18 protein-coding genes are annotated in these 24,275 nt (G+C 70.2%); 9 read left to right on the top strand and 9 right to left on the bottom strand.

Annotated elements, in window-relative coordinates:
* Position 1 precedes the first annotated feature (1 nt).
* Positions 2–1,582: a serine/threonine protein kinase gene (locus ABZT12_RS21525; protein ID WP_356386766.1), complete on the bottom strand. Its 1,581-nt coding sequence runs from the start codon at positions 1,580–1,582 to the stop codon at positions 2–4.
* A 641-nt stretch (positions 1,583–2,223) separates the two neighbouring features.
* Here ABZT12_RS21525 and ABZT12_RS21530 point away from each other — a divergent pair.
* Complete coding sequence (locus tag ABZT12_RS21530; RefSeq protein ID WP_356386768.1) at positions 2,224–2,835, top strand: hypothetical protein; 612 nt, start codon at positions 2,224–2,226, stop codon at positions 2,833–2,835.
* A 20-nt stretch (positions 2,836–2,855) separates the two neighbouring features.
* Positions 2,856–3,722: a lamin tail domain-containing protein gene (locus tag ABZT12_RS21535; RefSeq protein WP_356386771.1), complete on the top strand. Its 867-nt coding sequence runs from the start codon at positions 2,856–2,858 to the stop codon at positions 3,720–3,722.
* 167 nt (positions 3,723–3,889) lie between these two features.
* Here the strand turns inward: ABZT12_RS21535 and ABZT12_RS21540 are convergent, their stop codons facing one another.
* From ABZT12_RS21540 to ABZT12_RS21560, 5 genes are all read right to left on the bottom strand, one after another.
* Positions 3,890–5,254: an LLM class flavin-dependent oxidoreductase gene (locus tag ABZT12_RS21540; RefSeq protein ID WP_356386774.1), complete on the bottom strand. Its 1,365-nt coding sequence runs from the start codon at positions 5,252–5,254 to the stop codon at positions 3,890–3,892.
* Positions 5,255–5,287: 33 nt separating this feature from the next.
* Positions 5,288–6,340, bottom strand: a complete 1,053-nt coding sequence (locus tag ABZT12_RS21545) for an aliphatic sulfonate ABC transporter substrate-binding protein (protein WP_356386777.1) — start codon at positions 6,338–6,340, stop codon at positions 5,288–5,290.
* A 189-nt stretch (positions 6,341–6,529) separates the two neighbouring features.
* A complete protein-coding gene (locus ABZT12_RS21550; RefSeq protein WP_356386780.1) occupies positions 6,530–7,270 on the bottom strand; it encodes an ABC transporter ATP-binding protein in 741 nt (246 codons plus the stop codon).
* Positions 7,267–8,157, bottom strand: a complete 891-nt coding sequence (locus ABZT12_RS21555; RefSeq protein ID WP_356386783.1) for an ABC transporter permease — start codon at positions 8,155–8,157, stop codon at positions 7,267–7,269. Before ABZT12_RS21555 ends, ABZT12_RS21550 begins: the two co-directional genes overlap by 4 nt.
* Positions 8,154–9,050, bottom strand: a complete 897-nt coding sequence (locus tag ABZT12_RS21560) for a TauD/TfdA family dioxygenase (protein WP_356386787.1) — start codon at positions 9,048–9,050, stop codon at positions 8,154–8,156. Before ABZT12_RS21560 ends, ABZT12_RS21555 begins: the two co-directional genes overlap by 4 nt.
* Positions 9,051–10,415: 1,365 nt before the next feature.
* Between ABZT12_RS21560 and ABZT12_RS21565 the strand changes: the two genes are divergently transcribed.
* From ABZT12_RS21565 to ABZT12_RS21585, 5 genes are all read left to right on the top strand, one after another.
* Positions 10,416–11,858, top strand: a complete 1,443-nt coding sequence (locus tag ABZT12_RS21565) for a mannitol dehydrogenase family protein (RefSeq protein ID WP_356386790.1) — start codon at positions 10,416–10,418, stop codon at positions 11,856–11,858.
* Positions 11,859–11,885: 27 nt separating this feature from the next.
* Positions 11,886–12,638 (top strand): HAD family phosphatase, encoded by a 753-nt coding sequence (locus ABZT12_RS21570; RefSeq protein WP_356386793.1) that lies wholly within the window; start codon positions 11,886–11,888, stop codon positions 12,636–12,638.
* A gap of 215 nt (positions 12,639–12,853) precedes the next feature.
* Entirely contained in the window at positions 12,854–13,681 is an 828-nt protein-coding gene (locus ABZT12_RS21575; protein ID WP_356386796.1) for a formate/nitrite transporter family protein, read from the top strand.
* A gap of 349 nt (positions 13,682–14,030) precedes the next feature.
* The gene (ctaD, locus tag ABZT12_RS21580) at positions 14,031–15,743 is read left to right on the top strand and encodes a cytochrome c oxidase subunit I (RefSeq protein WP_356386799.1); all 1,713 of its coding nucleotides are present in this window, start codon (positions 14,031–14,033) and stop codon (positions 15,741–15,743) included.
* Positions 15,740–16,114, top strand: a complete 375-nt coding sequence (locus tag ABZT12_RS21585) for a hypothetical protein (protein ID WP_356386802.1) — start codon at positions 15,740–15,742, stop codon at positions 16,112–16,114. The genes ctaD and ABZT12_RS21585 overlap by 4 nt, the downstream gene beginning before the upstream one ends.
* A gap of 79 nt (positions 16,115–16,193) precedes the next feature.
* On the opposite strand, the gene ABZT12_RS21590 is transcribed toward ABZT12_RS21585, so the two are convergent.
* Positions 16,194–17,144, bottom strand: coding sequence for an NADP-dependent oxidoreductase (locus ABZT12_RS21590; RefSeq protein WP_356386805.1), 951 nt, complete (start codon positions 17,142–17,144; stop codon positions 16,194–16,196).
* 130 nt (positions 17,145–17,274) lie between these two features.
* Between ABZT12_RS21590 and ABZT12_RS21595 the strand changes: the two genes are divergently transcribed.
* On the top strand, positions 17,275–18,138 hold the full coding sequence (locus ABZT12_RS21595; RefSeq protein WP_356386808.1) for a helix-turn-helix transcriptional regulator: 864 nt from the start codon (positions 17,275–17,277) through the stop codon (positions 18,136–18,138).
* Between the two features lie 210 nt (positions 18,139–18,348).
* Here ABZT12_RS21595 and ABZT12_RS21600 read toward each other — a convergent pair whose 3' ends face one another.
* Positions 18,349–19,674, bottom strand: coding sequence for a lipase family protein (locus ABZT12_RS21600; RefSeq protein WP_356386811.1), 1,326 nt, complete (start codon positions 19,672–19,674; stop codon positions 18,349–18,351).
* 359 nt (positions 19,675–20,033) lie between these two features.
* Between ABZT12_RS21600 and ABZT12_RS21605 the strand changes: the two genes are divergently transcribed.
* On the top strand, positions 20,034–22,868 hold the full coding sequence (locus tag ABZT12_RS21605; RefSeq protein WP_356386814.1) for a hypothetical protein: 2,835 nt from the start codon (positions 20,034–20,036) through the stop codon (positions 22,866–22,868).
* Between the two features lie 48 nt (positions 22,869–22,916).
* On the opposite strand, the gene ABZT12_RS21610 is transcribed toward ABZT12_RS21605, so the two are convergent.
* Entirely contained in the window at positions 22,917–24,173 is a 1,257-nt protein-coding gene (locus tag ABZT12_RS21610; protein WP_356386817.1) for an amidohydrolase family protein, read from the bottom strand.
* Positions 24,174–24,275: the final 102 nt, after the last annotated feature.

Here is a 24,275-nt window from a genome sequence, read left to right on the forward strand (position 1 = left end):
CTCAGTCGTCGTCGTCCTCCAGGATGCTTGCCGTCAGGCGTACTTCCGGCTGGCCCGCGATCACCGCTCGTCCGTCGCGGTACCGGCCCGGCTCCGCCTGCGCCCCGGCCTGGACGCCGAAGGTGTACACCAGGGCCGCCGCGGGGTGGCCGGCCGTGTTCAGCCGGGGTTCGTCCGTCACGGACAGCGACCTGCCGCCCTCCCGGAGCGCCGCCGTCGGATGCGGAGCGGCGATCACCGAGCCGTCGACACGGTAGTACGCGCACGTCGCGCGGCCGTCGAAGGAGAGCCCCGTCGGAGCGGTGAAGGTGTGCGTCACCCGCCCGGGGGCCCAGGCATCGGTGGACGAGACTCGCACATGGAGCAACTCGCCGCCTCCGCGCGGCAGTTCCACCCCGACTTCCTGGCGTACCAGCAGCTTCGGCGTGTTGGCCGGTGCAGGGTTCCGGTCGGGCTGCGGTTCCGCTTCCCTTTCGAATTGCGGTTCCGCCTCCGCTTCCGGGACGAGGGGCGGAGGGTCCGTGGCGGTCAGGGGCAGGGCCACGATCCGGTGGTGGAAGTTGTCCGCCACGAGGAGCCGACCCGCCGGGTCTACGGCCAGACCGCAGGGGTAGGTCAGCGAGCCGCCCGTCGCCGTCTCTGCCGGGTCAGCCGGTCCGGCCGCCGGGGTCGGTTCCGCCAGACGGTGGGCCGCTCCGTCAGCCAGCCGCCATACGCGGTGCCCGGTCAAGTCGGCAATGTAGACGGCACGTTGGGCGTCGACGGCCACGGCGCACGGGGCACTCCAGTCGACCGCCATGGCAGCCGCGGCGCTCCCGTCCGGCGGTCCGGCCAGGACCCGGAGTGTCCCGTCCGCCCTCAGCAGCAGCACCCGACGGCCCACCGGGTCGGCGATGTACAGCTGCCCGGACGCGTCGGTCGCCAGCCCGGCGGGCAGGAACGCCCCACCCGCGTCGGCCGCGCCGGAGTGCGCGGACCGACCGGACTGTCCGGGCAGTCCGGATGCCTCGACGACCGTGGTGATGACGCCGTCCTCACCGACCCTGCGTACCCGGGCGGTGCCCGCTTCCCCGATGTACAGCACTCCGGCGCCGTCCACCGCGAGAGCGCAGGGGGCGTCCAGTCGGGCGCGGTCGGCGGGACCGCCGTCACCGTCGCCGCCACGGACGCCGTCGCCCACGACGGTGCCGATGATGCCCGAGGCGTCGATCCGGCGGACCCGGTGGTTCATCTCGTCGGCGACCAGTACGGCCCCGTCCGGGCCGACCGCGAGAGCGGCCGGGAAGCCGAGACGAGCGCGCGTCGCGTCCGCGCCGTCCCCGGCGAAACCGCGGAGTCCGTCGCCGGCGACCGTCGTCAGCATGCCGGAGCCGTCGATCCGGCGCACCCGGTGGTTGGCGTGGTCGGCGACGAAGACCGCGCCGCCTCCCACGGCCACATCCGCGGGGAAGGCCAACTGTCCTAGGGGTGCGGGCCCGTGGTCCCCGGAGAAGCCGGCGGTGCCGTTCCCCGCCACGGTGCCCAGCGGGCGGCCCTGGGAGGAGACAGGCTCCTGCCGCTGAGCCGTGGCCTTCGCCGTCATGCCGTCACCACCCGGCACCGACGCGGGGGAACTCCGGCCGCCACGGGCACCTTCCCCTTCCATGCCGTCGTCCTCCACATGTCCGTCTCCTCCCGGGCCGTCCTCGACATCCCCCTTGCATACCGCGCGCGCCGGTCCCGCCGGGGCAGCGCACCGAGCGCTCCACCCGCACGAGGGAGAAGCTCCGAGGGACGGGCGACGCCGACCCCCGTTGCGGCCGGCGGGGGGGTGCTTGAGGCGGCCGACAGGTGACACCCATGGCGGGGCGCGGAGCTGCCAGGCGTCACGCCCGCGCACCCTCACACGCTTCAGCTCCACTCGTACAAGTGACGCAAAATCGATCCGGCGTTCCGAACGGGGGAATACCGGCATACCGCCCGTGCGCCCGGGATAACGATGGACTCGGACGACGGCCCGGCGCGTGCCATGACGCTGCGCCAACGCCTGCCGAACGCCCCGCACGGAACCGCGGGCGGCGACCGCCCTCCGTCTGCCGGATTCAACGCCTCACGGCCTCGGCATGCGGTGAGCCGCGCGGTGTGCGGTCCCGAGCCCTGTCCGCAGCCCGCGGCCGGGGCGACCCGCGGCAGGACGTCACTTTCCGTCGCACGCTTCGATCACAGCCCCAGGAGGACACGCAGATGGCCACCGACGTGCAGTCAAAGAGAAACGCCTACGGACGGGGAGAGGAACAGGGACGAGCCGACGCGCTCGGCGGCCGGCCCCACTCCGACCCGCCGCGCGACGGCAGTCGCGGCGAGAAGGACCAGTACGCGAACGGCTACGACTGGGGTTACGAGCAGGGCCGCGCCCAGAAGCTGGACCTCGTGGTGTGGCAGGAGGGCGGGGTCGAGGACGCCCCGGGAGGCCTCGGCGCCACCATCAACATCTGTGTGCGCACACCCAACTGGAAGGAGACCGTCGACGCCGGCGAACGCGAACACGTCTTCACCGCCCCCACCGGATTCCGCTGGAACGGCACGGTGGGCGCTCAGTACAAGCGCATGGACCAGACGACGGGCGGCAACCTGCCCCCCGTCCGGGCCAAGGTCAGCGCGGACGGACGCACGCTCGCCTTCACCTTCCACGTCCACCTGAACACGAACAAGGAGGACAAGGACTGCATCGTCTACACCTGCGGCCTCGAAGCGGTCGACGGCGCCGCACTCGGCCGCTTCACCGACGGCGTCGCCCAGGTCGGTACCGCGCCCCCGGCGAAGCTCAAAGCCGAGGTCATCGAGGACGAGGACTGAGAGAGCGAGAACCAGACACCATGACCACTGTCGTCACCTCCGGCGTCTTCCCCTCCACCAACCCCCCGGCCTCGCCGATCAGCGGCCTGGGCACCGCCGACGTCAGGTGGGGCAGCGGCGGCTCACAGAGCGGGTACCAGTTCCGCGGTGCGGCCGCGGACGTGGAGCTCGACGGGACCGAGTTCGTCGTCGGTACCTTCGTGCACCGCAATCTGCCCACCAGCGTCAGCCCCAGCCAGTTCGACGTCCAGCTCACCATCAACGTCATGTTCGAGGACGGCAGCACGACCGACCTCGACTTCAGCTTCCACCACAACGAGACGCCCAACACCACCGGCAGCAGTCCCGTCGACGACGACCTGGTCGACCTGCAGACCCGCGTCTTCCCCCAGCCCGTCACGATCGGCGGCAAGCAGTACCGGGCGGTCCTGAGCGGGTTCAAGCGGAACGGCCAGATCGTCCAGCAGTTCCGCAGCCCCGAGGGCGGGGTCAACTTCGCCGAGGTCGTCTGCATGTTCACCCTCGACGAGCCCGACGTGATCATCTCCTCCCTGCGGCACCTGGGCACCGGCCCGGGCCAGCCCGACGAATACGTCGAGATCTTCAACCAGGGCGGTGCGCCCCAGGACCTGACCGGCTGGGTCCTGGAGTCCAAGCCGACCGGGCGCGACTTCCCCTTCCCTCCGGGGACGGTCATCCAGCCCGGCCAGCGCTACCGCGTCTACACCAACGAGTCCCACCCGCAGTTCGGCGGATTCACCTTCGGCTCCTCCCAGCAGGTCTGGCGGGACGAGGGCGGCATCGCCCGCCTGGTCGCGGCCGACGGCCATGTGCCGGACCAATACCCCTACCTCGACCGGGGTTTCAACAAATCCGGCAGACCGTAAACGCCCCTCGCGGGGCTTTCAGCGACTGGTGAGGCCGAAGCCGGCCTCACCAGTCGGGCCGTCGGCATGGGCCTCGTACGGCAGAAGCGGCGGGTCGACGACACCGGCCCCGTCGAGCGGCTCGTCCCCCACCACTCCTCCGGACGGGCGGAGCCGGAGGCTCGCTGTCAGCCGCCGGACACAAGCGGGCGTTCCCGGTGGAACTGGTTGGCCGGCACCGGCAGGCCGTAGTGCTCGCGCAGCGTGGAGCCTTCGTACTCCTCGCGGAACAGGCCCTTGCCACGGAGGATCGGCAGCACGTGCTCGACGAAGGCCTCCAGGCCGGACGGCAGGGCGGGCGCCATGATGTTGAACCCGTCCGCGGCACCCCCCTCGAACCAGGCGATGACCGTGTCCGCCACCTGTTCGGGCGTGCCGACGAACTCGAAGTGGCCGCGGCCCCCGCCGAGCCGCGAGATGACCTGACGGACCGTCAAATCTTCTCGTACGGCGAGCTCGATGATCAGGTCGGAACGGCTCTGCGAGCCCTCCAGCTTCGGCCGCGCGAGAATGAACTCCGGTAGCGGCGCGTCGAGTTCGAACACCGAGGGCTCGGTCTCGAAGACCGCGGCCAGCTGACGCACTCCGTACTCCGGCACGCGCAGCTCGTCGAACTGCTTCGCCAGCGCCCGCGCCTCCGCCTCGGTCGACCCGATGTAGGGGACGATGCCCGGCAGCACGATCACGCCGTCCGGGTCACGGCCTGCGGCCCTGGTCCTGGCCTTGATGTCGGCGTAGAAGCCGGCCGCGCGCTCGTACGTCTGGTGGGCGGTGAAGATCGCCTCGGCGTGGCGGGCCGCGAAGTCCTTGCCGTCCTCGGAGGAGCCGGCCTGCACGAGCAACGGGTAACCCTGCGGCGGACGTTCGACGTTGAGCGGTCCGGCCACCGAGAAGTGCGTGCCCTGGTGGTCGGGCCTGTGCAGCCGGGCGGGGTCGGCGTAGCGTCCCGTGGTCTTGTCGGCGACCACGGCCTCGGACTCCCAGCTGTCCCACAGAGCCTTGGCGAGGTGCAGGAACTCGTCGGCGCGGGCATACCGTTCGGCGTGGTCGGGACGGTCGACGAGACCGAAGTTGGCGGCCTCGTCGGCGCCGGCCGAGGTGACGATGTTCCAGCCGGCGCGCCCGCCGCTGACGTGGTCGACCGAGGCGAGCCGGCGAGCGAGGTCGTAGGGCTCGTTGTACGTCGACGACACGGTCGCTATGAGGCCGATCCTGCTGGTCGCCTGGGAGAGCGCGGTCAGCAGGGTCAGCGGTTCGAGCTGGCCCGGTGGCCGGAACTCTCCGGTGCCCGTGAGCGCCGGGCCGTCCGCGAGGAACAGCGAGTCGAACTTGGCGCTCTCCGCCAACTGGGCCAGACGGATCCAGTGTGGGAGGTCGAAGTCGGCCCGCGGGTTGCTGTGCGGGAGCCGCCAGGCCGCTTCGTGGTGGCCGGCCTCCATGAGGAAGGCGTTGAGGTGGAGCCGGCGTCGTCTCTGATCGCTCTGATCGCTCACAACTGATGTCCAGTCCGTTCGTGGTGCGCCGGTTCAGCCGACCGACAGCTTCGAGCTGTCGTAGCCGGACGGCAGGAGGTTGTCGGTGATCGACGAGACATCGACCTTCTTGGTGATCTGGCCCGCCGACCGGAAGGCGTCGGCGAGCTTCTGCTCCGCCGCGATGTCCGACGCCCCCACGGGGGTCACCCGGGTCTCGAAGGCATTCAGGTACGTCTTGGCATCGTCCAGGGGGATGCCCTCCTCCTTGGAGATGGCCGCCGCGTACTTGTCCTCGTGCTTGATCGCCCACGCGAACTCGTGGGCCAGCCGCTGGAGGAGGTCCGTGAGAGCCGCCCGCTTGGTCTCGTCGTCGAGCGAACTCTTGCTCGCCACGTAGTAACTGCTCGTCTGGTCGATCGGCGGGAGACCCTTCGCCAGGATCCGCGCCCCGCTCTTGACCGCGATCGCCGACTGCGGGTTCCAGATCGCCCAGGCGTCCACCTTGCCGGTGTTGAACGCCGTGGCACCGGCCGCCGGGTCGAGGAAGACCAGCTTCACGTCCTTGGGGGTGAGGCCCACGCTCTGCAGCGCGTTCAGTGCCAGACCGTGCGCGGAACTGCCCTGCGGGACAGCCAACTTCTTGCCCTTGAGGTCCGCGAGTGTCTTCAGCGTCGAGCCCTTCGGCACGATGATGTTCTCGTTCGCCTGGGTGGGCCTGAGCGAGCGGTTGACGGCGACGACCTTGAAGCCGTACTCCTTCGCGGCGCCGGTGATCGGCGGTACGTCGCCGACGCTGCCGAGGTCGATGTCGCCCGACGCGGCCGCCTGCACGAGCGGCGGCCCGTAGGTGAAGCGGGCGAACTTCACCTTGTAGGGCGCGCTGTCGAACACGCCGGTGACCTTCGCCAACTCCTGGCTGCCGTCACCGCCGTTGTCCCCGATGGTGAAGGTGTACTGCTTCCACTCCGGGTGGCTGTCGGCGCTCGATCCACCGGCGCTGCTCAGAGGCGCGGCGGCCTCCGACGTCGATGCGCAGGCGACGAGGGAGCTCCCCAGGGCGAGCAGGCCGACGGCGGTGGCGATGCGGGAGGATCTTCTCGACATGGGTCCTCACGTGCTTTCTGTGCTCGGTGGGAGAAGTCGGTGCTGTGCTGGGAGACGTCAATGGGTTCTGCCGTGACGTCATTTGGGTCGCTGGAGAAGTCAGTTGGCTTGCCTGGGACGTGAGTTGCCGTCAGGGGCGCGGCAGTTGGCTCACCGCGTAGCCCAGTTGGCGTTGGCGTGGTGGTGGGGTCAGTGCGGGCTGGCCAGACCCAGGTCTTCCAGGAGCGCGGAGCGCAGTTCCTCTCGCGCGATGCTCGCCTCGCGGTCCGCGGCCGACAGCTCGACGAGGTGCGAGGTGCCGATGCGCCCCTCGCTCATGACGACGACGCGGTCGGCCAACGCGATCGCCTCGTCGACGTCGTGGGTGACGAGCAGCATGGCCGCGTGGTGCTTGGTGCGCAGCGCCCGCACGAGGTCGTGCATGCGCAGTCGCGTGATCGCGTCCAGCGCCGCGAACGGCTCGTCGAGCAACACGAGTTCGGGCTCCGAGACCAGCGCCCGCGCCAGCGACACCCGCTGGGCCTCGCCGCCGGAGAGCTCCTTGGGCCACGCCCTCTCCCGTCCGGCCAGTCCGACCTCGCCGAGCACGTCGAGGGCCCGCTGGTCGGCGTCCGGTCCGTGCAGGCCGAGGGTGACGTTGCGCAGCACCCGCTGCCACGGCAGCAGCCGGTCGGCCTGGAAGACGATCGCGCGCTTCGCGGGGACCTCCACTCGCCCGCCGTCGGGCCGGTCGAGGCCGGCCAGCAACCTGAGGAGGGTGCTCTTGCCGCAGCCGGAGGGGCCCAGCAGGACCACCAACTCCTCGTCGGCGATGGTGAGGTCGAGGTGGTCGAGGACGACCCGGTCCCCGAAGCGGCGGACGACCTTCTCGGCGACGGCGCCGGTCTGCCGGCGATACCGTGTGCCGCGCGGAGCAACCGTGGCGCTCATGCTGCCTCATAACTGGGACGCCACCGCAGCAGCACCCGCTCGAGAACTCTGACGAACTGGTCGGCGAGCAGACCGAGGAGCGAGTAGATCACCAGCCCCACGAAGACCTGGCCGGTCTGCAGGTAGGTCTGCCCCTGGGTGATGAGGTAGCCGAGCCCCTTGTCGGCGTTGACCGTCTCGGCGGCCACCAGACCCAGGACGCTGTAGGCGAGGGAGAAGCGGAGCCCCACCAGGAACCCCGGCACGGCGCCGGGCACCAGCACCCGCGTCACGAGGCGCCAGGTGCCCGCACCCGTCGTCCGCGTCATCTCGATCAGACGCTGATCGACACCGCGGATCGCGGCGAAGAGGTTGACGTACATCGGGACACCGGCGCCGAACGAGATCAGCAGTACCTTCGTGAGCTCGTCGATGCCGAACCACACGATCATGAGCGGTAGCACCGCCAGCAGCGGGATCGTGTTGAGGATCTGCACGACACCGTTGAACAGGTACTCGCCGCTGCGCAGTAGCCCGCCCAGTACGCCGGTGACGATGCCCACCGTCAGACCGATCGAGAGGCCGATGCCGGCCCGTTGCAACGAAATCGCCAAGTCCGGTCCCAGGACGCCCTGTTGCCACAGATCGACGGCGGACTTGACGATGGAGGTCGGTGCCGGAGCGTAGGTCTTCTTGAGGACGCCGGCCCTCGCCAGCAGCTCCCAGGCGATGAGGATCACGACCGGAGTGGTGTAGATGCCCAACGGCCAGCGCAGACGCTCGCGAAGGGTGTGCAACGTGGTCCGGCGGCGGGCGTCGCGCGGCAGGAAGACCTCGCGCTCCTGCGCGCTTGTCGGCTCGGCGACCGCCGAGCCGACGGCCGGCCTGCCGAGGCTCGCCTCGGTCATGCCGCCACCTCCAGCACCTTGCTGTAGTGCGAGGCGTCGCCGACCAGTTGCTCACTGCGGCGGCCGTCGACACCGACCGGCACGTCGCCGGCCACCGTCACACGGTTGAGGCGGCGCGGGTGGTCGTCGTAGTTGTCCACCCCGTAGTGCTGGGTGATCCTGTTGTCGAAGATCAGCAGCTGACCGGGGGCCCAGGTCCAGCGCAGGATGTTCTCCGGGCGGGTCACGTACGACTGGAAGAGGCGCAGCAGCTCCGCCGAGTCGGCGCTCGGCAGACCGACGATCCGCTTGGCGAACCCGCCGATGAACAAACCCCGTTCGCCCGTCAGGGGGTGGACCCGCACGAGGGGGTGCTCGGTCTCGTACGGGGTCGCGACGAAGGCCCGGTCGTACTCCGCACGCTGCGCCGTCGTTGCCGAGGGGCGCGCGTAGTCGTACTGGTTGGTGTGCACGACGCGCAGGGAGTCCGCGAGGAGACGGAGCGGCTCGGGCAGGTCACGGTAGGCCGTGGCCGCGTTCGCGACGAGTGTCTCGCCGCCGTACGGCGCGGTCACGACGGAGCGGAGCGTCGTCAACTGCGGCGGGTTGAGCACGAAGGTGACGTCGGTGTGCCACTCGTTCGCCTTCGATGTCTCACTGTCGACGGCGAGCACGTTGGTCGTGCCGTCAGCGGCCGGGACGTTGGGGTGGGCGGTCGTCAGGTCGCCGAACCACCCGGCCACCCGCTCCTGTGCCGCGTTGTCGAGCCGCACGTCCTCGAACACGATCGCCTTGTGCTCGTTGAGAGCGCGACGGAGCGCCGTGACCGTAGAGGGATCGGGGAGCGCGGCGAAGTCGACGCTCCCGACGAGCGCGCCGATGCGGCCCGTGAGCTTGCGAATGGTCGGAGACATGAGGAGGTCCCTCTCAAGAAATGGGCGCACTGCCGGTGCCGAGAGTCGGAGTGGACGAGTAAAGGGGCAGCGAGAACCGTCACGAAGCCGGCATCAGGTCCGGTCGCGAGGCGTGGACCCGACACCGTCGCGAGGGGTGCCGGGCGAAGGTGAAGGTGTGCGGAGGAGGCCGTACGACCGCACCGGGCAGCGCATGCCGTCCAGGCTGTCCTACGGAAGTGCCGCCGTACGCGCGTCAGTTACCCGCGTGACAGGCTCTTCGGCCCGCAGCCGAGGGCACCTGCCGTGCGGCAGTGAGGAGAGAGGAAGGAAGGCAGTCGTACGGTGGATACGGCGGGCAAGTACGCCTCGGCGCACACCGGCCGCTGTCTGGCCGCTTCGCGGGTCAGTTGCACACCTTGCGGATCAACGACAACAGAACGCGCTGGAGACATGCGCCAAGTCGATGTGGCGCCTCCGGGTCAAATCCAAACGCGGGTTCATGAGACGTGAGTTGAGCAGACCCCCACCCCGTCGGTCAATATGTCGCGGGCAGATCTCACATCTCGGAAGACCCGGTACCTGTTCCCCGGCGGGCCGGGCGCAGGGCGGGCTGGAGAGCGAGTCGGTTGTCCGTGGGGTGGTGGCCTTCGGGGCTGAAGGGTGGGACGGCGGCGGGCAGGCCAGCGTGGTGACCTCGTCCGGGCGCGCCAGGTTCTGCCGCACCGCCGCACGGCTGCCGACCGGTCCCTCGCCCTGGTACAGCGCCACCCGCGACCCTTCGCCGAAGGCGGGCGCGGCGCGGCGCCTACCGGATACCGGATATTGGATCACAGGTCGACCTGGCCGGCTGTCACGGCTTTCCCGCTGTCAGCCATCAGTTATCCCTTATGCGGTAAAACCCTTTTCACGCAGCAGCGATCATGACTCGGCGGCTTGGAATGCGTACGCCGAGTGACAACCGCTGCCCAATCCGGCGCCAGGCAGCCCGGGCTCGCGACGCGGGACGACGGCGACCGGAGCGACCGCCTCAGGAGCGAGACACGCAGGTGGGGGCGCCGGTGAGAGGTCGGTGACGCGGTGCATTTATCTGGATCGCGAGGTTTATGTGTGGATACGGGTGGTACTCAGGGGTTTGCGTGGGTCGGAAGGTGTCTCCATCCAACGTGGTGCCGGTGCCGATCCGACTACGGTGCGTTTGGTCAGGCAGGGCCCGATCGCATTTCCTTTACCGCCTGCCGGCCGAGTTGTCGCACAGCGCTCCGACTCATTTCCGGGGTGTATTCACCCTTTTGCAGCTGCCGGTTTCGGCCGGGCTGATGGAGGCCGCTTATTTCATTCGACAGGCATCCTTCAACGGACTGCCCGCTGGCACCGAGGACGACGATGACCGATTCTGCCTCCCGCGAGCCGAACAGCCTCGACGTCGAGAAGTCCCCTGATCCCGTAGAGCTGCCCGGGTACGACCCGGCCCGGCTGCGGCCCGCCGTCGTCCATTTCGGCGTCGGCGGATTCCATCGCGCGCACCAGGCGGTCTACTTCGATCAGCTGGCCGAGCTGGGGCACTCCCAATGGGGCGTCATCGGCATCGGGATGCACCGCCCCGAGATGGGCGAGGTGCTCGACGCACAGGACAACCTGTTCACCGTCGTTCGCCGCGGTACCGATGACAGTACGGCGAAGGTCGTGGCCGGCATGGTCGAGTACCTGCTGCTCGCCGACGACCCGGACGCCGTACGCGCCCGCCTGGCCGATCCGCAGATCCGGCTGGTGACGCTCACCATCACCGCCGACGGTTACACCGTGCCCGACGATCCCGAGGAGGCCCGCGACTCCGTCTTCGGGCTGATCGTCGACGCCCTCGACGCACGTCGGGAAGCCAACGAGGCACCCTTCACCGTGCTGTCCTGCGACAACCTCCCCGACAGCGCCGCCGCGACGCGGGAGGCGGTGATGACACTGGCCGGGCGCCGCGATCCCGCACTGGCCGAGTGGATCGCGGAGCGGGTCACCTTCCCGGGCAGCATGGTCGACCGCATCACCCCGGCGACCACGCCGGAGGACCGTGACCTCGTGGAGCAGGAGTTCGGGGTGGAGGACCGGTGGCCGGTCATCACCGAACCCTTCACCCAGTGGGTGATCGAGGACGACTTCTGCAATGACCGGCCGCCCCTGGACCGGGTCGGTGTGCGCTTCGTCCCCGACGTCGCCCCCTACAAGCTGATCAAGAGCCGGATGCTCAACGGTGTCCACTGCGCGTTGGGCTACGTGGGCTACCTGGCAGGCCACCGCAGTACGGACGAGGCGATGGCCGACCCGCTGGTCGCCGGGTACGTCGAAGGGCTCATTCGCGAGGAGATCATCCCCCTCCTGCCCGCCGACGTCGCGGGCATGGCCCTGGAGGAGTACGGCGACACCGTCCTCGAACGGCTGCGCAACCCCAGCATCGGTGACCAACTGTCCCGGCTGTGCCGCCGGGGTTCGACGAAGATGCCCGACTACCTGCTGCCCTCGCTGCACGAGGCGCACGCCCAGGGGCGTCCCCGGACCCGGCTCGCCTTCGCCGTGGCCGCCTGGATGCGCTACCTGCGCGCCGTCGACCTCGACGGCAAGCCGATCGACGTGCAGGACGCCCGCGCGGACGAACTACGGGAGGCGGCGCGGCGCGGGGGTGACGATCCGGGTCCCCTGCTCGCCGTCGAGGGGATCTTCGGTGATCTCTCCCAGGACGCCGAGAGCGTCGCCGACATCCATCGTCTCCTGACCGCCCTCGACGAGACGGACCTGCGCACCGCAGTGCGGCACCTGTCGGCACCGCAAGCCGTATGAGTGGCCCGTTCACTTCCAAGGAGACCTATGGACACGCCGCGCCTCGCCGGGATCACCACCCTGCTGCTGGACGCCGACGGAACACTGTTCCCCTCCGAGGAACCGGCGTTCGTGGCTTCCGCGGTCGTCACCGAGGAGTTCGCCCGAGACTTCGGCCTGACCGGCGACTTCTCGCCCGAGAATCTGCGCCGGACCACCACGGGCAAGAACTTCCGCAGCACCGCGCAGGACCTGCTCGCCCAGCACGGCACCGTCCTCGACGCCGGTCAGCTGCAGACGTGGGTGGACCGGGAGAAGGCCGAGGTCACCGCCTACCTCGGTCAGGTCCTCAAGCCCGAACCGGACGTCGTGAAAGCCCTGACCCTCTTGAGCCGCAACTACCGTCTGGCCGTGGTCAGTTCCAGCGCCCTGACGCGACTGGCGGCATGCATCACCGCCGGCGGACTGGACGAACTGCTGCCCCCGGCCGTCCGCTTCAGCGCCGAGGACAGCCTTCCGGTGCCGACGAGCAAGCCGGATCCGGCCGTGTACCAGTTGGCCCTGGACCGGCTCGGGATCGAGTCGAACCAGGCCATCGCCCTGGAGGACTCGGTCAGTGGAACGGGCTCCGCGGTCGCGGCCGGCATCATCACGGCGGGCATCGTGCAGTTCGTGCCCGCCGACGAACGCGCCGACCGGAAAAGCCGGTTGCGCGAAGCCGGCGCGGCGTGGGTGACCGACTCGTGGGAGCACTTCGCGCGGGATGTGTCCCCGCACACCGCCGCCACGGTGACGCCATGACGGACACGAGCCGGCCGCGGTCCTGGCCGGCCCGGCGGTCAGCCAGCGGCGGTGACGTCCTGGCCGCCTCACCGGCGCTCTGGTCCCTCCTGCACGGCCTCCTCAGCGACGTCTACCGCCCGGACTCCGGCCGCACCCGGAGTCCGGAGTCCGGACCCCGCCCGTTCCCGCGGACATCACCTCGGAAGTGCCCTATGAAACCGGATGAGAAAACCATGCGGGGCCCAGGTGAGCGGCGCATCGCCGATGCGGCGGAACGCATCGTCTCCGAAGGCGAACCCCGGTTGCACCGCACCTGGCTGGCCCTGATCGCCACCTCGCTGCTCGGGGGCATCGACGTCGGTGTCGGCATCATGGCGCTGCTCTTCGTGCGACACGCCACCGGGAGCGAACTGCTGGCCGGGATCGCCTTCTCCGTCGGTTTCATCGCCCTGCTGCTGGGCCACAGCGAACTGTTCACGGAGGGGTTCCTCGTTCCGGTCGCCACCGTGGTCGCTCACGCGGCGACCTGGCTCGACCTCGCGCGGATGTGGGCGACGGTGCTGGTGATGAACCTCGTGGGAGGGTGGATCTTCACCTGGCTGGTCATGACGGCCTACCCCGAACTGCACGGAACCGCTGCCGCCCTCGGTGCGCACTACGTCAACGGCGGCTACACCCTGCGGACCTTCTGCCTCGCCGTCCTGGCCGGCGGTGTGATCACGCTCATGACCCGCATGCACCACGGCTCCGACTCGATGACGGGAAAGCTCGCGGCGTCCGTCGCCACCGCGTTCGTACTGGCCGGTTTCTCCTTGTGGCACTCCGTCCTGGACTCACTGCTCGCCTTCGCCGGCCTCCACACCGGCCATGCGGCGTACGGCTACGCCGACTGGGCGCGGTGGCTGGCATGGTGCGTACTGGGCAACATCGTCGGCGGCCTCCTCCTGACCACCGCTCCGCGCCTGGTGCGCAGTTCCCCCGTACTGGACCCACACGCGGACCCACACGCGGACCCAGACGCGGACCCAGACGCGGACGCAGGCAGCCACGGCGGAGCCTGACCACGGCGGCCGGAAAGATCCGCTCCGTCCCCCCTCCCCTCTTCGCCCCGGATGAAGGCGACCTGCGCCCGCGACGCCGTGCCGGCGAGAACAGGAAGGCGCCCTCAGAGAGCGCGGGGAGTGCAGGGAGCACAGAGAGCGGGCAAGGGCGCGGAAAGCAGGCCGCATCAGGTCAGAACACGGGTGCGGCCTGCTCGGCGCACTGAGCGGAGGTGCAGACCACGCGGCCGTCCCCGCGCGCTCCGGTTACCCACATGAGCTCGGTCCTCACAGCGCGTCAACGTGCGCTACTCGGGTTTTTGCGGAACTTTATACCTGATGCGGTATTTGTCACCGAAGCGAGGGACCGATGACCACTGAGACGGAACCGGCCACGTTGGTGCCGATCGAGGGGAAGCGCAGCAGAGGCCGGGTGATCGTCTCCTGGCTGACCACCACGGACCACAAGAAGATCGGCCACCTCTACCTGATCACCTCGTTCGGGTTCTTTCTGATCGCCGGGTTGCTGGCGATGGCGATCCGGGCCGAACTGGCCCGCCCTGGACTGCAGTTCTTCTCCACCGAGCAGTACAACCAGGCGTTCACGATGCACGGCACGATCATGCTGCTGCTCTTCGCCACCCCGACGTTCGCCGGTTTCGCCAACGCGATCATGCCGCTGCAGATCGGCTCCCCGGACGTCGCCTTCCCCCGGCTGAACATGCTCTCCTACTGGCTGTTCGCGCTGGGCGGCCTCATCGTGCTCAGCAGCTTCCTCACCCCCCAGGGCACCGCCGACTACGGCTGGACCGCCTACACCCCGCTGAGCGGACCCACCCGCACCCCGCAGATGGGCGGGGACCTGTGGGTCATGGGTCTCGCGCTCGCCGGGTTCGGCACGATCCTCGGCGCGGTCAACTTCGTCACCACGATCATCTGCATGCGCGCACCCGGCATGACCATGTTCCGCATGCCGATCTTCACCTGGAACGTCCTGCTCACCTCGGTGCTGGTGCTGCTCGCCTTCCCCGTCCTGGCCGCCGCCCTCTTCGCCCTGGAGGCGGACCGGCGCTTCGGTGCCCTGGTCTTCGAAGCGGCGAACGGCGGACCGATCCTGTGGCAGCACCTGTTCTGGTTCTTCGGACACCCCGAGGTCTACATCCTCGCGCTGCCCTTCTTCGGGGTGATCACCGAGATCCTTCCCGTCTTCTCCCGTAAGCCGATCTTCGGTTACATGGGTCTGGTCGGCGCCACCATCACCATCACCGGGCTGTCGGTGACGGTGTGGGCGCACCACATGTTCGCCACCGGGGCGGTGCTGCTGCCGTTCTTCTCGTTCATGAGCTTCCTGATCGCCGTGCCGACCGGCGTGAAGTTCTTCAACTGGATCGGCACCATGTGGCACGGCTCCCTCTCGTTCGAGCCGCCGATGCTGTGGGCGGCCGGCTTCCTGGTGACGTTCCTCTTCGGCGGCCTGACCGGCGTCCTGCTCGCCTCGCCGCCGATGGACTTCCACGTCACCGACAGCTACTTCGTCGTGGCCCACTTCCACTACGTCCTCTTCGGCACGATCGTCTTCGCGATGTTCGGCGGATTCAGCTTCTGGTGGCCGAAGATGACCGGCACCATGCTCGACCACCGACTGGAGAAGATCCACTTCTGGACCCTCTTCGTCGGCTTCCACACCACGTTCCTCGTCCAGCACTGGCTCGGTGCCGAAGGCATGCCCCGCCGCTACGCCGACTACCTCGCCGCCGACGGCTTCACCGCCCTCAACACCCTCTCCTCCATCGGCGCCTTCCTGCTCGGCCTGTCCACGCTGCCGTTCCTCTACAACGTGTGGAAGACCGCCAAGTTCGGCGAGCGGGTCAAGGTCGACGACCCCTGGGGCTTCGGCCGTTCACTGGAGTGGGCCACCTCCTGCCCGCCGCCCCGCCACAACTTCGTCACCCTGCCCCGCATCCGCTCCGAATCCCCCGCCTTCGACCTCCACCACCCCGCCCTCGCCGAGACCGAGGACCGTGAGAACGCCGGCAGGCGCGAGGGCATCGGCCCCGACACCCACAAAGGCGAGCCGCAGTGAGTCCCGGCCGGTCTCCGGGGCCGCTGGAACGCCAGGGCGCCGGACTGGCCAACGAGGTCGAGGGCTACCTCCTCCTCCAGGCCGAACGGGACCAGGCGCGGCTCGAAGCGGAGACTCTCTGCTCCCGCCTGCCCTGGCTCACCAGCGCCCAGGCCGAAGAAGTGGCGCGCCACTACATCGAGCAACGGCTCGGGCTGACCAGACAGGCACTGCGGATCACCGCCGACCGGGCTCACCAACTGCGCCCGTTGTACGAGGCCCGCTACGCGGCACTCCGCCTGAACCTGATGAAGTGGCACGCGGCCTGCGCCTCGCTCCTCTTCACGGCTGCCGGCACGGCCGGCACCAGCCTGTACCTGCTCACCCGTTGACCGCCCGCACGGACCAGCACCTCGCCCCGGCCGCACGCAGACAGTGCCGCAACAGTACGAGCACGTCCGTAAAGCGGAGCTACTCGCCCACCGTCACCACGTGCTTGCCCACGACGCCGCCGCGCTCGAACGCCTCGTGCGCTGCGGCGATGTCCACGAGCGGGTACACGCTGTCGACCACCGGGCGCAGCGCCCCCGACCTGACGAGGCCGGCGACATCGCGCAGCACGGGGGTCTCGGGGTTGGCGCTGAAGGTGCGGATGCGGCGCGAACCGTGCACGCTCGACGCGGCGATCGCGGCCAGGGACGACGGGGACAGCCCGACGGTGACCATCCGGCCGTTCTTGGTCAACCGCCCCCGGTAGCAATGCAGTTCGGAGCCGACGGTGTCGACGATGACGTCGAACGGTCCGATCTGGTCGGAGGTTGTGGAGCCGTAGTCCAGGACCTCCTCGGCGCCGAGGTCGGTGAGGACCTTGGCGTGGCGGTCGCGAGCGAGCGCGGTGACCTGGCCGCCCATGGCGTGTGCGAGTTGTACGGCGGCCGTGCCGACCCCGCCGGCCGCGCCGCGGACCAGGACCCGTTCCCCGCCCTTGAGAGCCACGCTGTCGCGCAGCGCGATCAGCGCCGTGGCGCCCGCGACGACCAGGGCCGCCGCCTCGACCGACGAAAGGTCCGCCGGGGTGTGGGAGACGCGGGTCGCGGAGACCACGACGTACTCGGCCGCGCCGGCCACAGAGTGCCGCTGGCGGGGATGCACCATGCCCCACACCCGGTCTCCGGTACGGAAGTCCGCGACATCGGCGCCGGTCGCGGCGACCGTGCCCGCGAAGTCCAGCCCCGCCCCGATCGGGAACCGGCGTCCCGACACCATCTTCAACCCGCCCGCACGGACGATCACGTCGTGTCCGTTCACGCTGGACGCCTCGACCGCCACCAGCACCTCGCCCGCGCCGGGGGCGGGCCGGTCGACGTCGTTGACCCGCAGGACGTCCGCTGCACCGAAACTCATGATCTGAACGGCCTTCATGTCGCTGTCCTTCCGGGACCGGCTGTGGTGTGTCCGATGCTGGACCCTGTGCGCGGCAGCACGGTCGTTCCCCTTGTCCTGGGACTGGCGGACCCACCCTCACATGCCCCGCCGACGGCATACTGGCGCTGTGACCGACGCCCCCCTCGCCATCAGTGACGATTCCCGACGCGAACTCGCCGAGTTCCTGCGCACCCGCCGAACTCGGCTGCGCCCGCAGGACGTTGGCCTTGAGCCCGGCCCGCGGCGGCGCGTCGCCGGGCTCCGGCGGGAGGAACTGGCTCTGCTGGCCGGGGTGAGCTCGGACTACTACCAGCGCATGGAGCAGGGGCGCGACGTACGGCCCTCCGAGCAGGTCCTGGACGCCCTCGCACGCGCGCTGAACTTCTCCACCGAGGAGACCCGCCACCTGCACAGTCTCGCCGCCGCCGCGCGCACCCCGGTTCGCCGGCCGCGCAGCCACGAGCCGGAGGAGGTGCCGCCCACCACGCTGCGGCTGCTGGGCTCGACGACCTCGCCCGCTCTGGTCGTCGGCCGTTTCCTGGACGTGCTGGCCTGGAACCCGCTCGGGGGCTCCCTGTTGGGCGAGTTCACCCGGCAGCCGCGGAGGGAGCGGAACCTGCTGGCGCTGTTCCTGCACCCCGAGGCCGACCATGCGTGCCCGAACCGGGCGGCCACCGTCGCCGAGCTGACCGGGATGCTGCGGACGCAGGTCGCCGCCGATCCCGGTCACCCGCGCGCCGTCGAGCTGGTGGGTGAACTCGCCGTCCGCAGCGATGAGTTCGCGGCCCTGTGGGCCCGCCATGACGTGCAGGAACCGACCCGCGGACGCATGCGCGTCGACCACCCCATGGTCGGCGAACTGAACCTGGACTGGGACGCCTACCCGATCCCGGGCAACTCCGGCCCCGTCCTCATGGTCTGCACCGCCCCCGAAGGCAGCCCCGATGCCGAACGACTCCAACTGCTCGCCGGCCTGCTCGACTCCCGCTGAGCGCGGAGGCCGGTGAGGTCAGAGGCGCACGGTGGGGTGTTCATCGCGTCGCGGACCCGGCGGCTGAGGTTTCGGCGGGCTCTGGTCCACCCGGTCGGCCAGACCACTTGGCGGACAGAGAGGTATGCCCAAACCCGGTCAGCAGCTGTCAGACGCAGTCGGTCGGGGTGACGGGTGGGCGGCATCCCGCGCCGCCCACCCGCCGGTCCGTCAGGGTTGTACGGGCAGCGTCGGGCAGTTGGAGGTGGTGGGCCTGCCCGCGAGCCGGTCGGTCAGCCAGGAGATGGCGGCGCCCTGATCGGTCAGCAGGGGGGCGAAGTGGTTGAGGAGCGCGCTGCCGACGTCGGGCAGGACGACGGCCTTGTACGTGACGTCGGCACCCTTGTGACACCAGTCGACGGCGAGTTGGCGTGCCTGGGCGTGCGGGACGAGGTTGTCGCTGACGCCCGTCGCCACGCGGACGGGGCCGGACGGTTTCAGCGTGCCGATGCGCTGGCTGTCCAGGAACGCCTTGAGTTCCGGGGTCGAGGCGATGATGTCGCTGAGCGCCTGCCCGTCGGTCGTCCACCGGGTGCTCTTGGTGTAGCCGTAGCCGAGGAGCGCGTCGCCGACACACATGGTCGACAGGTCGGTGAGGGCCGCCTTGCCGGCCGCGTTGAGATGCGCCTCGGCGAGGGGCTTCAGCGCGGGGTCGGACTGGAGGAAGCCGTTGAGCGACCAGCCCAGCGCGCCGGCCAGTTCGCTGCCGTCGATGGCCTTGGTGACGGAGGTCAGGTCGGCGGGCGCCGCACCGGCGTAGGTCCCGGCGAGGGTGACGTCGGGGGCGTAGGACGACTGGAGTTCGGCCGCGGCGGCGGTCGCCCCGCCGCCCTGGCTGTAGCCGAACAGCCCTACCGGGGAAGCGGAGTTGACGGAGGCTCCGCTCAGTGAGCGGGCGGCGCGGACGGCGTCCAGGACCGCATGTCCCTCGTCGACCCGGTTGACGTAGGTGTGCAGCCGGTCCGTCGCGCCGAGTCCGGCGTAGTCGGTGACGACCACGGCGGTGCCCTTCGCGAGGAGGCGGTAGATCGCCAGGTCCTCGTAACCGACCGTCACGGTCTGGCCGTTGAGCGTCAGCGGGTGTTCCAGGCCCAGGGACGCGGCGCACTGGTCGCCCTGTCCCTGGGTGCCGGGGGCGACCGCGACGACGGGGCGTGGGCCGGAGCCCTGCCAGGCGGCGGTCGGTTCGATGTAGGCGCCGGTGACGGCCACCGGCCGGCCGTTGGAGTCGGTCGACTTGTACATCAGGCGGGTCGCCCGGCCGGGCAGCGGCCCGTCCAGGCCGGGCAGGCTGAGCGCGAGCGGGAGGGGTTCCGAGCGTACGAGCGCGCCGTCGGCGGCGGGCAGGGTGGCGGGCGGGTCGTAGAAAGCGGGGATGGTGACGCCCCGGGAGACGACCTCGTCCGCCGCCGTGGCGGTGGTGAACGACAGGGCCTGGGCGCCGAGGCAGGCTGCGACGGTGACCGCGGTGGCCAGAAGCTTTCTGCGTGCGGGCATGGGGAACCTCCTGTGGAGCGGCCGGCAGAGAGGTGCACTGGGGAGTGCGAGGCGGGTGCGCGGCCGTCCCACAGGCCGGTTGCACGCCGCGCTGACGTGGTGCGTCAGGACCTTACCTGCGGGTAAGTTACTCGTGGTAGCACTCGGCGGGTTACGGTTCGGTAATGTGACGCGCCGTCCAACGAAGGCCGCCAGTACGCCCGTCGGACCGCACGCGAACAGCCGCCTTCCGCCCCGATGCACGCACGCCGTGGACACGGATCAGCAGAAGCCGGCAAAGACAGACAAAGTACTTCTTTCATCTGTTACATCCTTAGACTCGCGAAACCCCTCCCCACCGACCCAACCGGAGGTTTCGCGTGTCACACCCACCCGCTGGGGACCAGCGTCAACTCGTCCTGCCCGCAGGCTTCGAGGAAGTCGTCTGGGCGATCGACCGGTATGTGTCGGACAGGCAGAGCGGCCTGCCGCGCCGGACGCCGTTCCGTGAACACCGCCTGCCTGCACTGCTGTTGGCCCGGGAGTCCGAGGACGGGACGGCCACGGGGGGCGCCGAGCCGGATCCGGGCCTCGCCCCACTCGTCCTGTCCTACGGGCAGCGCCTGGTCTCGCCCGCGGACTGTCCGTCACCGCACCGCTCAAGTGGCGCCCCGCACGCGGTCGTCGACGACGTACGTCTCGCACGAGAACACGGTGTGAGCGACCGGCCCGTGCGGTTGCTGGACGACGTGGCACGGCAGTTGCGCACCTCCGTGCCCGACGGGGCCGGGACGCTGCGGCTGCCCGAGTTCGACACGGTCCTCTCCGTGCTCCGCGCCGAACTCGTGCCCGGCGACGCCGAGCAGGAGCGGACGGCGCTGCGGGAAATGCTCTGCGACAGGGTCGCCCGGCGGTTCCAGCCGGCCGCCCGGACCGCACAGCTCGGCGAGGTGGCGGGGGGACGACTCGGTGCGGCCCTGCGGCTGGTCGCCGTCGTGCCGGCCGGCCGGCTGTGGCGCGGGTGGTACGGGCTGCGCGTCGACCGGCACCACCCCTGGATGGGCCGGATGCTCGACCAGCCCGGCCGGAGCTTCCTCGCCGCGGCAGCCCAACTGCGCGCGGCGCAAAGGCACTTGGTGGCTCACGGGTTGGCGGAGACCCCGCCTCCCGGAGCGGTGGCGGCGGCCTCCCGCGACGGGGCGATGATCCGCCAGGTGCTGCTCACGGCGCTGCTGCGTGACCTGACGCGAGCGGCGCGGCCCGCGGTGTGGAGCCGGTTACGGCCCCGGCGCCGATGGGCCTGCGTCGTGCTCCTGCCGACCGTCGGCGGCGAGGGTTCGTCCTGCCGCACGTTCCTGGACACCTACGCCGCCGTCGTCCGCGACGCCGGCGCCAGTCCGCTGCTGGTGCTGGGCGCGGCCACGGAGGAGCTCCCCTCGTACGCCGCCGCTCCCCCGCCCCCGGCTCTGCCCGCGCAGGCCGGGGCGCCGGGGGGACGCCGGGCCGGCCGGCTCGTGTCGGCGCTGTTCGAGGAGGCGGTCGGCGGTCGGGGTGCCGACCGGGTGCATGTGGTGCCGCTGCCCCGGACCCCGGACGACGGCACCGCCGCGGAGCGGCTGGCCGTGCACCGCGCCGTACGCTCCCGTCGGCCCCGCACCGTCGACTGGGTACGCCCGGTCGCCGCCGTCGCCGTCGCGGCACTGGTGTGCGCCGGCGCCTTCGCGCTCTCCCAGGCGGTGGTCGCGCGGCTCCTTCCCGGGTGGCGGGCCGCCGCCACCTGCACCCACGTCGCGACCGACGAGGTGGTCGGCCTCACCGACGGCACCGACGGCTGCGACCTCGCGCACGGTCTGTACGCGTCCGAGCTGAGGAAGCTGGAGCGCACACTGGGCCGGCAGAACGCCCAGGTGGACACCGACCAGCCCTACCGCAGCCTCGTCTTCCTCGCACCGATGAGCGTCGGCTCGGAGTCCAAGCGGACCGTGCCCACCGGCTTCCAGATGCTGCGCGGTGCCCTGCTCGCCCAGCGGCAGGCCAACCACGGCCATCAGAAGTCCCAGGTGCCGGTACGGCTCCTCATCGCCAACGCGGGCGAGTACTTCCACTACGGCTCGCACGCCGGCCTGAACCCCGGAAACCACAGCGGTGTGGACGTCGCCCAGATGATCGTCGACCGGGTCGGCCGGGATCACATCGCGGCCGTCATGGGGCTGGCCCAGAGCCGCCCCGAATCCCAGCAGGCGGCGATCGAGCTGGGGGAGCACGGCATCACCGTCCTGGGGACCGGGGTCTCCGGGCAGCGCATGGTCGAGGGCCAGGCTCCTGTCTCCTACTTCCAGCTCTCGCCGCCCGACTCGCGCATCGCACAGGTCGTGGCCGCCTTCGCCCGTCACTCGCCCCGGCTGGGAGCGCTGGCGAAGCCGGCTCCCGGGCATGCCGGGCCCGCCGCCGTCATCGTCTTCGACCCCAAGGACTCGTACTTCAGCGCCGACCTCGCCCACCGCTTCACCGGTGCCTACCAGGCGTCCGGACCGGTGCACCTCGTGCCGTACGGCGAGCGGGAGGACGGCCGCCGGACGCGTGCCGTGGCCGACACCGTCTGCACCCTGATCCACCGCACCAACGGCTTCGTCCTCTACGCGGCCCGCTCCAGCGTCATGGAGGACCTGTTCCTCTCCATGCAGCACAACCAGGGCTGCCGGGCCGCCCCTCAGGGCCGGGTCGCCGTACTGGCCGAGAGCCCGGCCCCGGATCTGATCCTGCATCCGCGGCTGATGCCGCAGCAGTTCGGCGGACTGGCCCTCTTCTACCCCCAGTTCAGCCTGCCCGCGCCGGGCGGCCCCTTCGCCACGATCTTCCACGCGGCGTTCGGGCTGGCCGCCGAGAACGACGCCGCCGTCGGCTACGACGCCGTCAACATCCTCTCCGAGGCCATGGACGCCGTCTTCACCACCGACCGGCTCTTCTCCCCCAGCGCGCTCGTCACCTATCTCCAGGATCCGGGCGTCACGCGCTACGTCGGTGAAGCGGGGGTGATCACGCTGGACGGTCAGCACAACTACCCGCCCAACAAGGAGATGCACATCCTGGAGATCACCCCGGCCGGCACCCGGCTGACGGACCTGAGCTGCGGAGTGCTCTCCGAGGGCGCGAGGGTCGTCACCCACTGGGGTCCCGGGAACCGCTTCGACTGCCCGGTGGACAAGGCACCCTGAGGCGAACGGCCGTCAACTGCCGTACCACCGCGCCCACATGGGACAGTCTCACGCGTTCTCGGGCACCGGCGCCAGCTTCTCCGTCCTGTCGAAGTGGACGATGTCGGCGAGGGTGCCGCCGAGGATGGCGGCGCGGTCCTCGTCGGGGACGCCTTCGAAGTTCTCGGCGACGCAGTCGGCGCTGGAGCGGAAGGTGCCCTCGGCGTGGGGGTAGTCGTTGCCCCACATGATCGTCGAAAGGCCGGTGATGTGACGGGCCTTGACGGCCGTGGGGTCGTCCGCGAACTGCACATGGATCTGACGCCGGACGTACTCGCTGGGCTTGAGCGGCCAGGGCCACTTGGAGTTGACGGCGAAGAGGCGCCCCATGGCCGGCTGGTCCCGGGGCGAGCGGCTGTCGTCCCAGAAGCCGAGCCACCAGTCGGGGTCCTGGCCGGTGCCGGTCTTCCACAGCTTGTCCATGAAGCCCATGTAGGAGACGAGCCAGCCGGCGCTGTACTCGATGAGGTTGAAGTGCAGGTCGGGGAAGCGTTCGCAGGCGCCGCCGGCCACGAGGTCGGCGATGATGCCCTGGGGGCCGGCCGCCCCGCTGCCCCCGGCGCTCATGGTCCGGCTCGCCACCATGGCGTCGGTCAGCTGGCCCTTGCCCATGTTCATAGAGGTCATCAGGCCCCGGACCGTGGTCGCCGTCTCCGAGACGTTCTCCTTGACCTTGACCCCACCGGTGGCGACGTGGAAGAACACCGGCAGCCCGTTCGCCTGGGCCGCCGCCCACACGGGGTCGTACTCGTGGGACCAGTACGGCAGCGGCGGGATGTCCGGCAGCAGGATCGCGCCGATGCCCAGCCGCGCGACGCGCTCGATCTCGGCGACCGCGTCCGGGATGTGGGTGAGGGGGATCGCGGCGGTCGGCCGCAGCCGGCTGCGGTACGGGAGGTAGCGCTCGACGAGGTAGTCGTTCCAGACGCGGGCGTGGGCCATGGACAGTTCGTGGTCGTCGGTGAAGAGCACGAACAGGGACAGGTTCGGGAACATGACCGAGGCGTCGACGCCGTCGAGGTTCATGTCACGGAGGATGTGCTCCGGCTCTCCGTCGGGTGTCTCCCCGCCCTTCTGCCGGTACTTGGAGATGGTCCAGCCGTCGAATCCGATCGTGTGCAGCTTCTTGAACTGGGTGTGGCCGCCCTCGACGATCGGTTCGTCGAGGGTGAACTCCTCTTCCCACAGGGCGCGTTCGCGCAGGTTCTTGGGGAGCCGGGTCTTGAACAGGTCGACCGGCTCGATGATGTGCGAATCGCCTGACACGACGAATTCCTTGAACACAGGCCGTACCCCTCTCGACACATGCGCTTTATACCGACCGATCGGTCTACGATGAGGTCTACCGCCGCCCTCCCCCGTCGTCAA

The sequence above is a fragment of the Streptomyces sp. NPDC005423 genome (genome assembly GCF_040606415.1).
Lineage (GTDB): Bacteria > Actinomycetota > Actinomycetes > Streptomycetales > Streptomycetaceae > Streptomyces.

Coding starts and splice junctions, on each gene's coding strand:
- ABZT12_RS21525 (WP_356386766.1), bottom strand. CDS start 1,582: ATGACGGCGAAGGCCACGGCTCAGCGGCAGGAGCCTGTCTCCTCCCAG.
- ABZT12_RS21530 (WP_356386768.1), top strand. CDS start 2,224: ATGGCCACCGACGTGCAGTCAAAGAGAAACGCCTACGGACGGGGAGAG.
- ABZT12_RS21535 (WP_356386771.1), top strand. CDS start 2,856: ATGACCACTGTCGTCACCTCCGGCGTCTTCCCCTCCACCAACCCCCCG.
- ABZT12_RS21545 (WP_356386777.1), bottom strand. CDS start 6,340: ATGTCGAGAAGATCCTCCCGCATCGCCACCGCCGTCGGCCTGCTCGCC.
- ABZT12_RS21550 (WP_356386780.1), bottom strand. CDS start 7,270: ATGAGCGCCACGGTTGCTCCGCGCGGCACACGGTATCGCCGGCAGACC.
- ABZT12_RS21555 (WP_356386783.1), bottom strand. CDS start 8,157: ATGACCGAGGCGAGCCTCGGCAGGCCGGCCGTCGGCTCGGCGGTCGCC.
- ABZT12_RS21560 (WP_356386787.1), bottom strand. CDS start 9,050: ATGTCTCCGACCATTCGCAAGCTCACGGGCCGCATCGGCGCGCTCGTC.
- ABZT12_RS21565 (WP_356386790.1), top strand. CDS start 10,416: ATGACCGATTCTGCCTCCCGCGAGCCGAACAGCCTCGACGTCGAGAAG.
- ABZT12_RS21570 (WP_356386793.1), top strand. CDS start 11,886: ATGGACACGCCGCGCCTCGCCGGGATCACCACCCTGCTGCTGGACGCC.
- ABZT12_RS21575 (WP_356386796.1), top strand. CDS start 12,854: ATGCGGGGCCCAGGTGAGCGGCGCATCGCCGATGCGGCGGAACGCATC.
- ctaD (WP_356386799.1), top strand. CDS start 14,031: ATGACCACTGAGACGGAACCGGCCACGTTGGTGCCGATCGAGGGGAAG.
- ABZT12_RS21590 (WP_356386805.1), bottom strand. CDS start 17,144: ATGAAGGCCGTTCAGATCATGAGTTTCGGTGCAGCGGACGTCCTGCGG.
- ABZT12_RS21600 (WP_356386811.1), bottom strand. CDS start 19,674: ATGCCCGCACGCAGAAAGCTTCTGGCCACCGCGGTCACCGTCGCAGCC.